General features: G+C 70.9%; 14 protein-coding genes. 5 read left to right on the top strand and 9 right to left on the bottom strand.

Translation table 11 applies throughout. The annotated features are described in order from the left end of the window. Positions 1-36 precede the first annotated feature (36 nt). The gene (locus tag AB0M88_RS18550; RefSeq protein WP_364103084.1) at positions 37-708 is read left to right on the top strand and encodes a rhomboid family intramembrane serine protease; all 672 of its coding nucleotides are present in this window, start codon (positions 37-39) and stop codon (positions 706-708) included. Positions 709-787: 79 nt separating this feature from the next. Here AB0M88_RS18550 and glpX read toward each other — a convergent pair whose 3' ends face one another. Next, positions 788-1,831: a class II fructose-bisphosphatase gene (gene glpX, locus AB0M88_RS18545; RefSeq protein WP_364103081.1), complete on the bottom strand. Its 1,044-nt coding sequence runs from the start codon at positions 1,829-1,831 to the stop codon at positions 788-790. Positions 1,832-1,926: 95 nt separating this feature from the next. Here glpX and AB0M88_RS18540 point away from each other — a divergent pair, with 95 nt between their 5' ends. Together AB0M88_RS18540 and AB0M88_RS18535 are read left to right on the top strand one after the other, a co-directional pair. Then, complete coding sequence (locus AB0M88_RS18540; RefSeq protein ID WP_364103078.1) at positions 1,927-2,472, top strand: DUF4245 domain-containing protein; 546 nt, start codon at positions 1,927-1,929, stop codon at positions 2,470-2,472. Positions 2,473-2,495: 23 nt separating this feature from the next. Then, positions 2,496-3,320 (top strand): hypothetical protein, encoded by an 825-nt coding sequence (locus tag AB0M88_RS18535; protein WP_364103075.1) that lies wholly within the window; start codon positions 2,496-2,498, stop codon positions 3,318-3,320. A gap of 7 nt (positions 3,321-3,327) precedes the next feature. On the opposite strand, the gene AB0M88_RS18530 is transcribed toward AB0M88_RS18535, so the two are convergent. From AB0M88_RS18530 to AB0M88_RS18515, 4 genes are read right to left on the bottom strand one after another with little or no spacing between them, the layout of a single operon-like run. After that, positions 3,328-3,537, bottom strand: a complete 210-nt coding sequence (locus tag AB0M88_RS18530; RefSeq protein WP_364103072.1) for an exodeoxyribonuclease VII small subunit — start codon at positions 3,535-3,537, stop codon at positions 3,328-3,330. Continuing rightward, on the bottom strand, positions 3,534-4,781 hold the full coding sequence (gene xseA / locus AB0M88_RS18525; protein WP_364103069.1) for an exodeoxyribonuclease VII large subunit: 1,248 nt from the start codon (positions 4,779-4,781) through the stop codon (positions 3,534-3,536). The genes AB0M88_RS18530 and xseA overlap by 4 nt, the downstream gene beginning before the upstream one ends. Positions 4,782-4,790: 9 nt before the next feature. Then, positions 4,791-5,390, bottom strand: coding sequence for a hypothetical protein (locus AB0M88_RS18520; RefSeq protein ID WP_364103066.1), 600 nt, complete (start codon positions 5,388-5,390; stop codon positions 4,791-4,793). A 49-nt stretch (positions 5,391-5,439) separates the two neighbouring features. After that, positions 5,440-5,955: a hypothetical protein gene (locus tag AB0M88_RS18515; RefSeq protein WP_364103063.1), complete on the bottom strand. Its 516-nt coding sequence runs from the start codon at positions 5,953-5,955 to the stop codon at positions 5,440-5,442. A 44-nt stretch (positions 5,956-5,999) separates the two neighbouring features. Here AB0M88_RS18515 and AB0M88_RS18510 point away from each other — a divergent pair, with 44 nt between their 5' ends. Then, on the top strand, positions 6,000-6,974 hold the full coding sequence (locus tag AB0M88_RS18510; protein ID WP_364103060.1) for a 4-hydroxy-3-methylbut-2-enyl diphosphate reductase: 975 nt from the start codon (positions 6,000-6,002) through the stop codon (positions 6,972-6,974). Here the strand turns inward: AB0M88_RS18510 and AB0M88_RS18505 are convergent. Beyond that, the gene (locus AB0M88_RS18505) at positions 6,967-8,103 is read right to left on the bottom strand and encodes a DNA recombination protein RmuC (protein WP_364103057.1); all 1,137 of its coding nucleotides are present in this window, start codon (positions 8,101-8,103) and stop codon (positions 6,967-6,969) included. The genes AB0M88_RS18510 and AB0M88_RS18505 overlap by 8 nt on opposite strands. Positions 8,104-8,156: 53 nt before the next feature. Here AB0M88_RS18505 and AB0M88_RS18500 point away from each other — a divergent pair, with 53 nt between their 5' ends. Further along, positions 8,157-8,957: a hypothetical protein gene (locus AB0M88_RS18500; protein WP_364103054.1), complete on the top strand. Its 801-nt coding sequence runs from the start codon at positions 8,157-8,159 to the stop codon at positions 8,955-8,957. Here AB0M88_RS18500 and AB0M88_RS18495 read toward each other — a convergent pair. Genes AB0M88_RS18495 through AB0M88_RS18485 form a run of 3 tightly spaced genes read right to left on the bottom strand, consistent with a single transcriptional unit; the run spans position 8,954 to position 12,479 of the window. Continuing rightward, positions 8,954-9,502: a hypothetical protein gene (locus AB0M88_RS18495; RefSeq protein WP_364103051.1), complete on the bottom strand. Its 549-nt coding sequence runs from the start codon at positions 9,500-9,502 to the stop codon at positions 8,954-8,956. The two genes, AB0M88_RS18500 and AB0M88_RS18495, sit on opposite strands and share 4 nt — an antisense overlap. 22 nt (positions 9,503-9,524) lie before the next feature. After that, positions 9,525-12,038, bottom strand: a complete 2,514-nt coding sequence (gene valS, locus AB0M88_RS18490; RefSeq protein WP_364103048.1) for a valine--tRNA ligase — start codon at positions 12,036-12,038, stop codon at positions 9,525-9,527. Positions 12,039-12,053: 15 nt separating this feature from the next. Beyond that, entirely contained in the window at positions 12,054-12,479 is a 426-nt protein-coding gene (locus tag AB0M88_RS18485; RefSeq protein ID WP_364103045.1) for a MarR family transcriptional regulator, read from the bottom strand. Positions 12,480-12,482: the final 3 nt, after the last annotated feature.

The raw sequence follows: 12,482 nt of genomic DNA, 5'->3' as shown, positions 1-12,482 counted from the left end.
ATGGCATCGCTGGCGCGGGCCTGGAACCATCGAGGGATGAGCTACCGCTTGAGCGACGCGCGGGCCGACGCCGAGGCCAAGTTCGGCACCGAGGCGTTCTACGCCTCGCTGGGCCGGGCGTTCGTGACCATGTGCGCCGTGATCCCGGTGCTCTTCCTCATCGAGGCGATCGACGTCAGCATCGGCGCCGGCCGGCTCGACTCGGCCGGCGGCATCATCCCGCACCACATCGACGGGCTCGACGGCATCCTCTTCAGCCCGTTCCTGCACGCCGGGTGGGACCACCTCTACGGCAACGCGGTGCCGCTCATCCTGGTCGGCACGTTCGCGCTGGCCGGTGGCACGATCCGGTTCATCTGGTCGACCTTCGTGATCATGCTGGTGAGCGGCGTCGGCGTCTGGTTCGTGGGCAACCCCGACACGGTCGTGGTCGGCGCCAGCGGCGTCATCTTCGGCTATCTGGGCCTGCTGCTCGCGCGCGGCCTGGTCGAACGCAGCTGGTGGAACATCGGGGTGGCCGGGTTCATCGGCCTCCTCTACTGGTACCAGATCTACAACATCCTGCCGACCGACCAGCCGATCTCCTGGCAGGGCCATCTGCTCGGCCTCGCGGGCGGCATCATCGCGGCGTTCCTCTTCCGCCGGCGGCGCCCCAAGCCCCAGCCGCCCCTGCTCAACCCGACGACAACCACGCTCACCGACATCTGACCCACCCCGGTGGGCGCGGCCGCCGACGCGGCCGCGCTTGCGGGCGTACGCCCCAGGCCGCGGCCGCATCGGCCGGGAGTCAGATGATCGGCTCGCCCTCGCCCAGCGGGACCGTCGGCAGGTGGCCGTCGAAGTCGACCGCGGAATAGAGCGCCAGCTTCTCCAACCGGTGGTAGGAGTCGATGACCCGGATCGTGCCGCTCTTGGAGCGCATGACGATCGACTGGGTGTGCGCGCCGCCGGAGCGGTAGCGGACGCCCTTGAGCAGGTCGCCGGTGGTGACGCCGGTGGCGACGAAGAAGCAGTTGTCGCCGGTGACCAGGTCGTCGGTGGTCAGCACCCGGTCCAGATCGTGGCCGCCGGCCAGCGCCTTCTCGCGCTCCGAGTCGTCGCGGGGCCAGAGCTTGGCCTGGATCATGCCGCCCAGGCACTTGAGCGCGCACGCCGCCGTGATGCCCTCGGGCGTGCCGCCGATGCCCATCAGCACGTCCACATCGGACTCCGCGCGGGCGGCCGAGATGGCCCCGGCGATGTCGCCGTCCGAGATGAATTTGATGTTGGCGCCGGCCTGCCGGACCTCTTCGATCAGCGTGGCGTGCCGGGGGCGGTCGAGGATGCAGACGGTGACGTCGGAGACGCTCGACCTCTTGGCCCGGGCGATGCGGCGCAGGTTTTCCGTCGTGCCGGCGTTGATGTCGATCACGTCGGCGCAGTCCGGGCCGACCGCGATCTTCTCCATGTAGAAGACCGCGCTGGGGTCGAACATCGCGCCCCGCTCGGCGACCGCCAGCACCGCGATCGAGCCGGGCATGCCCTTGCTCATCAGCGTGGTGCCGTCGATCGGGTCGACCGCCACATCGACCTCGGGGCCGGTGCCGTCGCCCACCTGCTCACCGTTGAAGAGCATGGGCGCCTCGTCCTTCTCGCCCTCGCCGATCACCACGGTGCCGCGCATCTGAATCGAGTTGATCAGCTTGCGCATGGCGTCGACGGCGGCGCCGTCACCGCCGTTCTTGTCGCCTCGGCCGACCCAGCGGCCGGCCGCCATCGCGGCCGCCTCGGTGACGCGGACCAGATCGAGGGCGATGTTGCGGTCGAGATCCTGCGGGACCCGGGCGGGCATGGTGCCTCCTCGCGGCGTTGCGGGGTATGTGCACCGATCCTCACATGCGCGGACGGCTAAGTCGCCCCTTCAGCGACATGGTTAACAATGGTGCTGTGGAACCAACCGCCGAAGCTCCCGTACGCCTGTCGAAGCGCGAGGGCCGCTCGCCGCGCGACATGGTGTTGTCGCTCGCGGTCCTGATCGTGCCGATCGCGCTGCTGTTGATCTTCTATCGGGTCGTGCTCAGCGGCGACGCCCCGGTCACCGTCGACGCCGGGCCCAAGATCCAGGAGGCGCAGGAGGCCAAGGCGTTCCCGGTCGCCGTTCCGGCCGGGCTCGGCGACGACTGGTCGGTGTCCAGCGCCACTTTCACCCGGCAGTCCGGCGGCGCGACCCTGCGCATCGGCTACGTCGGGCCCGGCAAGGCCCCGGTCCAGCTGGTCGAGAGCAGCGTGGTGTCGTCCACGCTGCTGCCGGCCGAGCTGACCACCAAGGCCAAACCGCTGACCGACTTCCGGGCGTCGAACGGGGTGTGGCGGCTCTACGACGGCCGGCCGGGTGAGCAGGCCCTGGTGCTGGCCGACCCGTCCCGCACGATCATCGTGGTCGGCAAGACGGACGTATCGAACCTCGAGCGCCTCGCCTCGTCCCTCAATTAGAAGAGCGTCTAGGCTCCGGCGCCATGAAGAACCTTCGGGGGCCGGTTATCACCGCCGCCCTCACCCTTGCGCTGGCCGTCGCCGGGTGCGCCAAGGACGCCACCGACGACAAGGCGGCGGCCAAGCCGTCCGACCCCAAGGCCGCGCTGGCCGCTTCCACCTCCGGCCTGACCGCGGGAAACTACGCTTTCTCCGAGTCGATGCCGGACGCCGAGCTCAAGGGCACGGTCCACGTGCCGAGCAAGAGCGCCAGCGTCGCGATCGACAGTCACGCGGCCGACGGCGCGGGCAAGCTGGAGATGCTGCAGATCGAACCCGACCGCTGGGTGCGGATGTCGTTCGACCTCGACTCGATGCTGCAGGGCGTCGACCGGAACGACCCGGCGATGAAGCCGCTGCTCGAAGGCCTCAAGGCGTTCGACGGCAAGACCTGGATGCACCTCGACCTGTCGAAGGCCGAGAACGCCCAGGACCTCAACATCGACCTGTCCCGGGCCGACGTGACCGGGGCCGGCCAGCTGCTGTCCGGCGTGGTCACCGCCCACGGCGACGCGCACGACATCACCGGCACGCTCGACGCGACCAAGGCCGGCGACGACCTCGACGAGTTCGACTCCGAGGACGTCAAGGCGATGGGCGCGGCCGCGAAGGCGCTGCCCTTCACCGCGAAGCTCGACGACCAGGGCCGGCTCAGCCACCTCGAGCTCACCGTGCCCCAGGCGGGGGAGACCCCGGCCGGCCGGTGGACGGTCGACGTGACCGGCTACGGCACGCAGCAGCCGCTGACCAAGCCGGCCGGCAACGTCGAGGAGATGCCGGCCAGCGGTTACGAGATGCTGAGCAACTGACGCGAGGTCAGCCGTCCGCGTCCGCGCGCGCCGCCCGGGCGGCGTCGATGCGGGCGCGGGCGCCGTCGAGCCAGCCCTGGCAGACGTCGGCCAGTTTCTCGCCGCGCTCCCACAGGGCCAGAGACTCCTCGAGCGAGCTGCCGCCCTGCTCCAGGCGCTCGACCACGCCGGCCAACTCGGTGCGCGCCTGCTCGTAGCTGAGCTTTTCGTCGGTCATTCGGTCTCCCGTACCACTGCTCGGAGCTCGCCGTCGGCGAGCCGCACCCGGAGAAGGTCGTCGGCGGCGACCTCGGAGGCCGCCCGCACCACGTGCCCGTCGTCGCGCTGGACGATCGCATAGCCCCGCTGAAGAGTCGCAGCCGGCGACAGCGCCCGCAGCCGGGCCACCGTGTGCCGAAGCTCGTCGTCGGCCCGGCGCACCCGCTGGTCGAGGCTGCGCACCGCCCGCTCGCGCAGCGCGGTCACATCGGCCGCGCGCTGGTCGACCATCAGCTCGGGCCGGGCCATCGAGGGCCGGGACCGCCACGAGTCGATGCGGTGCTCCTCGCGCTCGATCAGCGTGAGCACCGACCGCTCGATGCGGCGCCGGGCGATGTCGATCAGCTGCAGCTCCTCGGCCAGGTCGGGCACGATGCGCTTGGCCGCGTCGGTCGGCGTCGAGGCGCGCAGGTCGGCGACGTAGTCGAGGAGCGGGGTGTCGGTCTCGTGGCCGATCGCGCTGACCACCGGGGTGCGGGCGGCGAAGACCGCGCGGCAGAGCGCCTCGTCGGAGAAAGGCAGCAGGTCTTCGACGCTGCCACCGCCCCGGGCGATCACGATCACGTCGATGGTGTCGTCGTGGTCGAGCACCTTGAGCGCGTCGATGATCTGGGGGACCGCGGTCGGGCCCTGGACGGCCACGTTGAGCACGCGGAACTCGACCGCGGGCCAGCGGCGGCGGGTGTTGATCAGCACGTCGCGCTCGGCCGCGCCGGCCCGGCCGGTGATCAGACCGATCTTGTGCGGCAGGAACGGCAGCCGGCGCTTGCGCTCGCGGGCGAACAGGCCCTCGGCGCCGAGCATGCGCTTCAGCTTTTCCAGCCGGGCCAGCAGCTCACCCAGGCCGACCTGGCGGATCTCGTCGGCCCGCAGGCTCAGCGTGCCGCGGGCCGGATAGAACTCGGGCTTGGCGTGGAGCGTGACCCGGGCCCCCTCGGACAGCTCGGGGGCGCCGGTGTCGAGCACGTCGCGGTGGGCGGTGACGGTGAGGCTGAGGTCGGCCGCCGGGTCACGCAGGGTCAGGAACACCACGGATGAGCCGGGACGGCGGCTGATCTGGGCGACCTGCCCGTCGACCCAGACCCAGCCCAGCTTGGCGATCCAGGCGCCGACCTTTTGGCTGACGACGCGGACGGGCCACGGGTCGTCGCTGGTGCTCTTCGGCGACTTGTCTCCGGAGGGGGACGACTCGGGCTCACTCACCCGGCCAGACTACGGAAGCCCTCCGACACTTTTGTCGTGTGGCACCGGGGCGGGTGTGGATGGCGGGGTAGTTGTGGATGGCGGGGCGGTTGTGGACGGCGGGGCGGTTGTGGACGGCGGGGCGGAATTGTCGGACCCGGCTGGTTCACTCGGCCCACCCAGAACAGGGTGGGGGAGGCGGCGGCCCCCACGCCCGACCCGACTGATCATGAAACTCAAGGTCATCCAGGCCAGAAACCAGAAGGTCAGGTCGGCGATGGTGTGCGCGGGCGCGAAATGCACCGGCTGCCGATGATTCCACCCGAGCACGGTCAGCGGATAACCGTGCCGCACGTCCAGGCCGCGCATACAACACGCCTGCGCATTCGACGGCAGAGCGGCGACGACCGTGGTGAGAACGGCGAGCGTGGTGCTCACGGCGTACGCGAAAGGTTTTTGGGGTCTTTGCAGCAGGAGCAGCCCGCCGGCCAGCAGAACAAGATGAAAGACCAGGTAGGGGCCGGTTTGGAAACCGGTCACCAGGTCGAGCACGGCGATCGCGACGAAGGCCCAGCCGCAGAGCAGCCGGGCCCCGGTCGCGAGGGTGGTGCGCAGGTCACCATCGCCCATGGCCCGAGTATCGCGGCTCGGCCCGAATAAAACCGGCAAAACGGCGGCCTCAGGGCCGCCGCGACCGGCGGACCTGCACGGCGATCACGATCAACACCAGACCGGCGTACGCGTAGAACAGCAGCGTCCCCGCGAGCGACACCAGGTTGACGTGCCAGTCCGCGCCCTCGGTCAGCCGGCGCGCGGTCTCGGCGTCGTCGGCGATCGCCCCGCGCTGGGCCCAGTGGAACGGCCAGCCCCGGTCGGCGATGTACGCGTAACCGGACCAGGTGGTCTGCCCACCGGCCAGCCCGGCCACCGTGCCCACGAGCGCCGCCAGCGTCATCACGACCGCGGTGGCCCGGCGCGGCAGCCGGATGCGGTGCGGCATGAGCAGGATCACCCCGCCCGCCACCAGCACGCATCCGACCAGGGCGTCGACGAGCGCGCTCGGGTTGCTCAGGTTGATCAGCATCCAGGTGAAGCCGGCCACCAGCGAGCCGGCGCCGAGCAGCCAGCGCAGCGTGTTGCCGACCGGGCTCCAGCGCGATGGCCGTTTCCTGGGCACACGTCTCGCGTCGGTCATCGCACGAGTATGGCCGACCCTCGATGAAGGGAGCACTCAGTACCATGGGCTGCGTGACCGAGACTCGTAAGCGCGTGTTGCTGGCCAAGCCGCGGGGCTACTGCGCGGGCGTCGACCGCGCCGTTCAGACGGTCGAGGAGGCGCTGAAGCTCTACGGCGCCCCGGTCTACGTGCGTAAGCAGATCGTGCACAACAAGCACGTGGTCAGCACGCTCGAGAGCCTGGGCGCGATCTTCGTCGAGGAGAACGACGAGGTTCCCGAGGGCTCGACCGTCGTCTTCTCGGCCCACGGGGTGGCGCCCGAGGTGCACGAGCAGGCCCGCGCGCGCAACCTCAAGGCGATCGACGCCACCTGCCCGCTGGTCACCAAGGTCCATCACGAGGCGAAGCGGTTCGCCGCCGACGACTACGACATCCTGCTCATCGGCCACGACGGCCACGAGGAGGTCATCGGCACCGCGGGCGAGGCGCCGTCGCACATCCAGCTGGTCGACGGGCCCGACGCGGTCGACAAGGTGGTCGTGCGCGACCCGTCCAAGGTCGTCTGGCTGTCGCAGACCACGCTCTCGGTCGACGAGACCATGGAGACGGTGGCCCGGCTCAAGACCCGGCTGCCGCTGCTCCAGTCGCCGCCCAGCGACGACATCTGCTATGCGACACAAAACCGGCAGCACGTCGTCAAGGAGATCGCGCCGGAGTGCGACGTGGTGATCGTCGTCGGCTCGAAGAACTCGTCCAACTCGGTGCGGCTGGTCGAGGTCGCGCTCGAGGCCGGTTCCCGGGCCGGGCACCTGGTCGACTACGCCGGAGAGATCCAGGACGCGTGGCTCTCCGGCGCCACCACGGTCGGCGTCTCGTCCGGCGCCAGCGTGCCCGAGGATCTGGTCATGGAGGTGCTCGCGCACCTGGCCGCCCGGGGCTTCGGCGAGGTGACCGAATACACGACGGCCGAGGAGCGGCTCACGTTCTCGCTGCCCAAGGAGCTGCGCCGCGACATGAAGGCGGCCGCGGCTAGCTGAGAAGCTCGGGGGCCTGCGGCTGGCGGGGCGCGACCTCGACCTGCGGCGGCACCGGAATCGCGTCGTCCGAAACGCCCATCTCGGCCATTTTGCGCGCGCTGACCAGCACGCGCGACTCCAGCGAGCCGACCGCCTTGTTGTACGCCGTGACCGCCCCGGCCAGCGACCCGCCCAGCTTGCCCACGTGGTCGCCGAGCGTGGCCAGCCGGCCGTACAGCTCGCGGGCCAGCCTGTGCACCGCGACCGCGTTGCGGGCCAGCGCCTCCTGCCGCCACGAGTAGGCGACCGTCCGCAGCAGCGCGATCAGGGTCGCCGGTGTGGCCAGCACCACGTCGCGGCGGAACGCGTGCTCCATCAGCCCCGGGTCGCGCTGCAGGGCCGCGTCGAGGAACGGGTCGGCCGGCACGAACAGCACCACGAAGTCGGGCGTCGAGTCGAACGCCGTCCAGTACGCCTTGGCCGACAGCTGGTCGACATGGCGCCGCAGGTGCTGGGCGTGCTGGTCGAGCGCGCCGTCGCGGGTGCGCTCGTCGCGGGCCTCCATCGCGGCCAGGTACGCCTCGAACGGTGCCTTGGCGTCGACGACCACCGTGCGGCCGCCGTGCATCCGTACCACGAGGTCGGGGCGTACGCCCTGGTCGTCGGTCGTGGCCGTGACCTGTTCGGCGAAATCGCAGTGTTCGAGCAGCCCGGCCGCCTCGACGATGCGCCGCAGCTGATGCTCGCCCCACCGGCCCCGCACCTGGGGCGCGCGCAGGGCCGCCACCAGCTGTTTCGTCTCGGTGCGGAGCTCGCCCGAGACGGCGCCCATGGCCCGCACCTGCTCGCGCAGTTCGGCGTACGCGTCGACGCGCTCGTGTTCGAGCTCGGTCACCCGCTGCTCGTAGCGCCGCAGCGTCTCGTGGAGCGGGGCGACCGCCCGGGCGACCGCCTCCTGGGACTGGGCGGTCGACTCGTACGACAGGGAGCGCAGCGACTGCTCCAGCCGTCCCTCGCCGTCCCGCTGGGCCTGGACGGTGGCCTCGAGCCGGGCTATGTCGGTCGCCGCCCGCACCCGCGCCACCAGCCATCCCAGGGCCGCGCCGACGAGCAGACAGAGGATTACCACGGCGAGCGTCGAGACAGTCACATCTAGACATTGCCAGACGAGTCAGCGAAGCCTTGCTTAGGTACCTTTGAAACATGAGCGTGTTGCTGATCCTGGCCATCATCGTCGTGGTCATTCTGGTGATCGCCGTGACCCGTCGCAACGGGGCCGGCAACCAGCAGGTGCAGATAGACGACGCCCGCGCCGACGCCCAGAGGTGGTACGAGCGTCTCGGCGGTCAACTCACCACCCTGCACGGCGACGACACGGCGGCCCGGCAGGCCCTGGCCGACGCGAGCGAGCGCTACAACGCGGCCGGCGGCCAGCTCCAGCAGGCCAAGTCGGTGCGCCAGTTCGAGCTGGCCCGCGAGTCGGCGCTGGAGGGCCTGACCTATGTGCGGGCGGCCCGGCAGGCCATGGGCCTCGACCCCGGCCCCGACCTGCCGCCGCTGGCCAGCGCCCGGGGAGCCGGGCGGCTGACCCAGGAGCGTGAGGTCACCGTGCAGGGCCAGGAGTTCCGGGCCGGCCCGCGACCCGGTCCGACGACGCCCTACTACTACCCCGGTGGCATGGTGCAGGGCCGTCCGGTTCCGCAAGGGTGGTATTCGCAGCCGCTCTGGAAGACGGCGCTGGCGTCGGGCGCGGGTGCGCTCGGCGGCCTGCTGATCTTCGACGCGCTGTTCGACGGCGGCGGGTTCGGGGGCGGCGGGTTCGGGGGCGGCGGCTTCGACCAGGGCTTCTCCGACGGCTACCAGGACGGCTTCCAGGACGCCCAGCAGGATCAGGGCTTCGACGGTGGCAACGACGGTGGCAACGACTTCGGGGGCTTCGACGGGGGCGGCTTCGACGGCGGCGGCGACTTCGGTGGCGGCGATTTCGGCGGCGGCGACTTCTAGACGCCCTGGGGGTGGAGGCGGCGGGCCAACTCCCGCCGCAGCTTCCGCGGCCCCGGCCACAACTCGCTCAGGTCGGCCATGAACGCCTCACCGTCGTCGGTGACCTCCATGGCCGGCCACCCCGGCCCCTCGTCCCGCACCGGATGCACCCGGTCCAGGTCGACCGGCGTGACGTCGAGCACGGTCCGCAGCCCGACCCGGCGCACCACCACGCTGTCGATGTCGGCCCAGGCCAGCATGATCGGATCGCTGCCCTGGGCGGCCAGCTCCAGTCCGGCCGCCGACACCCGCACCCACGTGGTGAGCGCGGCCCGCGACGACCAGGCGTAGGCGGCGGCGACCACGGCGCCGATCACCACCGCCTGCACCAGGGTCGATCCGGCGGAGTCGCCGCCGCCGCGCCCGATCAGCGCGACCAGCGGCGAGACCGCGAGGTAGGACACCAGCAGGATCACGAACACGGCGAAAAACGTCCGCAGCGGCGACGACCGGAACAGCACCGCGTCCCGGGCCGGCGCCTCGACCTGCTCGGGCGCGATGGACATGCCCTCATGCTGCCCGCGTTTTTCAGAACGCGCTGGCGATTACCAGCTCAGATGTCCGGCCTGGAAGCCGGTCGAGCTTGGCGATCCGCCCGGCCGCCTTCACGTCCCGCTCGACCAGGGCCAGCTTCTCCAGCATCTCGGCCGGGCCGAGGGCCTCGGCCAGCGGCACCTCGGCCTTCATCGACAGCTTGCGGTCGGATTTCGCCTTGCGCACCTGACGGAGCGCCTCGCCGGCGAGATCCAGGAGCGCCGGGTCACCCTCCGGGGCGACCCGGGTCAACTCGTACGGCGTGGGCCAGGTCGCCTGGTGGACCGAGCCGTAGCGCCACCACGACCAGACCTCTTCCGTGACGTACGGCAGGAACGGCGCGAACAACCGCAAGAGGACCGACAAGCCGGTGGCCAGCGCCGCCCGGGCCGACTCGGCGGCCGGGCCGTCGGCGTAGGCCCGTTCCTTGACCAGCTCGATGTAGTCGTCGCAGAAGGTCCAGAAGAACGCCTCGGTCGCCTGCAGCGCGTCGGTGTGGTTGTACGCGTCGAACCCCGCCGTCGCCTCGGTGACCACGCTCGCCAGCCGGGCCAGCATCGCCCGGTCGAGCGGCTCGCTGACCGGCTGCCGCAGCGCCTCCGCCGCGCCCAGCCCGAGCGCGAACTTCGACGCGTTGAGCAGCTTGGTCGCCAGCCGTCGCCCGACCTTGATCTGCGCCGGGTCGTACGCGATGTCGGTGCCCGGCCGCCCGGAGGCCGCCCAGTACCGCACCGCGTCGGCGCCGCTCTGTTCGAGCAGCGCCATCGGCGTGACCACGTTGCCCTTGGCCTTGGACATCTTCTTGCGGTCGGGGTCGAGGATCCAGCCCGACTGCACGGTGGTGTGCCAGGGCAGCACGCCGAATTCCAGTTCGGCCCGGAGCACGGTCGAGAAGAGCCAGGTGCGGATGATCTCCTGGCCCTGCGGGCGCAGATCCATCGGGAAGACCCGTGCGAAGAGCTCGCCGTCGCCCGCGATCTGTGGCGTGAGAGACGACGTGGCCCACGTGTCCATGACGTCCGGGTCGGCGGTGAAGCCGCCCGGCGCGTCCCGCTGGGACTCCTCGAACCCGGGCGGACACTCCGACAAAGGGTCCACCGGCAGGGTGGACATGTCCGGTATGAGAAGCTGGTCGTAGTCCGGTTCGCCAGCGTTGTCGAGCCGGTACCAAACCGGGATCTGCACGCCCGAGAACCGCTGCCGGCTGATCAGCCAGTCGCCGGTCAGGCCGTTCACCCAGTGCTCGAAGCGGTGCCGCATGTGCTCCGGCACCCAGCGCAGCTCGCGGCCCCGGGCCAGCAGCCGCTCCCGCAGCTCGGCGTCGCGGCCGCCGTTGCGGATGAACCACTGCCGGCTCGTGACGATCTCGAGCGGCGAGTCGCCCTTCTCGTAGAACTTGACCGGGTGCGTGATCGGCCGTGGTTCCCCGATCAGGTCGCCGGTCTCCTGCAGGACGCGCACGATCTCGCGCCGGGCCGCGTTGACGCTCAGCCCGGCGAACGGCTCGTAGGCCGCGTCGGGAACGCCGTCCGGCCGGTCGGGCAGGAAACGGCCGTCCCGCCCGAGGACCACCCGGGTGTCGAGGTCGAGGTCGCGCCACCAGGCGACGTCGGTGATGTCACCGAACGTGCAGACCATCGCGATGCCGGTGCCCTTGTCGGGGGCGGCCAGGTGATGCGCGTACACCGGGACGGTGACGTCGAAGAACGGCGTGCGCACCTCTTTGAGGTTTTCATAGCGCTCGTCGCCCGGGTGATAGACCAGCGCGACGCAGGCCGGCAACAGCTCGGGCCGGGTCGTGTCGACCTCGACCGGCCCGTCCGGGCCGTGGAACCGCAGCTTGTAGTAGGCGCCGGGGCGGTCCCGGTCCTCCAGTTCGGCCTGGGCGACCGCGGTGCGGAAACCGACGTCCCAGAGCGTGGGCGCCTCGGCCGTGTAGGCCTCGCCGCGCGCCAGGTTGTCGAGGAACGCCCGCTGTGAGATCGCCCGCGCCCGGTCGCCGATCGTCGCGTACTTCAGCGACCAGTCGACCGACAGCCCGAGCCGCCGCCACAGCGCCTCGAACGCCTCCTCGTCCTCGGCCATCAGCTTGCGGCACAGCTCGATGAAGTTGCGCCGGGAGACCAGCTCCTGGTCCTTCGTCTTCGTCCAGGCCGGGTCATAGGGCAGGGACGGGTCGGGGCGGACGCCGTACACGTTCTGGACCCGGCGCTCGGTCGGGAGCCCGTTGTCGTCCCAGCCGATCGGATAGAAGACGTGCTTGCCGCGCATCCGCTGGAACCGCGCGACCGTGTCGGTGTGCGTGTAGGAGAAGACGTGCCCCATGTGCAACTCGCCCGATACGGTCGGCGGAGGCGTGTCGATCGCGTATACGTCCGCCCGCTCCTTTGAACGGTCGAACGTATACGTGCCCTCCTCCTGCCAGCGGCGCGCCCACTTGTCCTCGAGCCCGTCCAGCGACGGTCGCTCGGGGAGACCGGCGCGCGCGGTCTGCTCCGTATCAGTCATGGGCCCGATGCTATTTCAGTGGTCGGCGACCCGTTGCATGAGTTTCGCCGCCCGCCCGAGGGTCGCCCGCTCGTCCTCACTGAGCTCGGACAGCCGCGCATAGAGCCAGCTTTCCCGGTGGGCCCGCGCCGCGGCGCCGATCCGCTTCCCGGATTCGGACGCTTCCAGCAGTACGCGGCGGCCATCGGCCGGATCCCTACGGCGAGTGAGGTAGCCACCGTCGGCCAGCCGGTTGACGGTCTGGCTCATCGACCCGGTCGTGACGTGTCCCCGCTCGCTGAGCTGGGTGAGCGTCGACGGGCCGCCCTTGACCAGCCCGGCCAGCACCTCGACCGCGGCGTCGCCCAGCTCGCCCTCGGCCCGCTCGGACCGGAACCGGCGGTAGATCCGCGCGATCGCGGTGCGCAGCTCGGCCCCGAGCTCGTGGATCGGATCACTCATGGT

It is taken from the genome of Actinoplanes sp. NPDC051411 (assembly GCF_040682075.1).
Lineage (GTDB): Bacteria > Actinomycetota > Actinomycetes > Mycobacteriales > Micromonosporaceae > Actinoplanes.
This window is presented reverse-complemented; position numbering and strand designations above follow the sequence as displayed.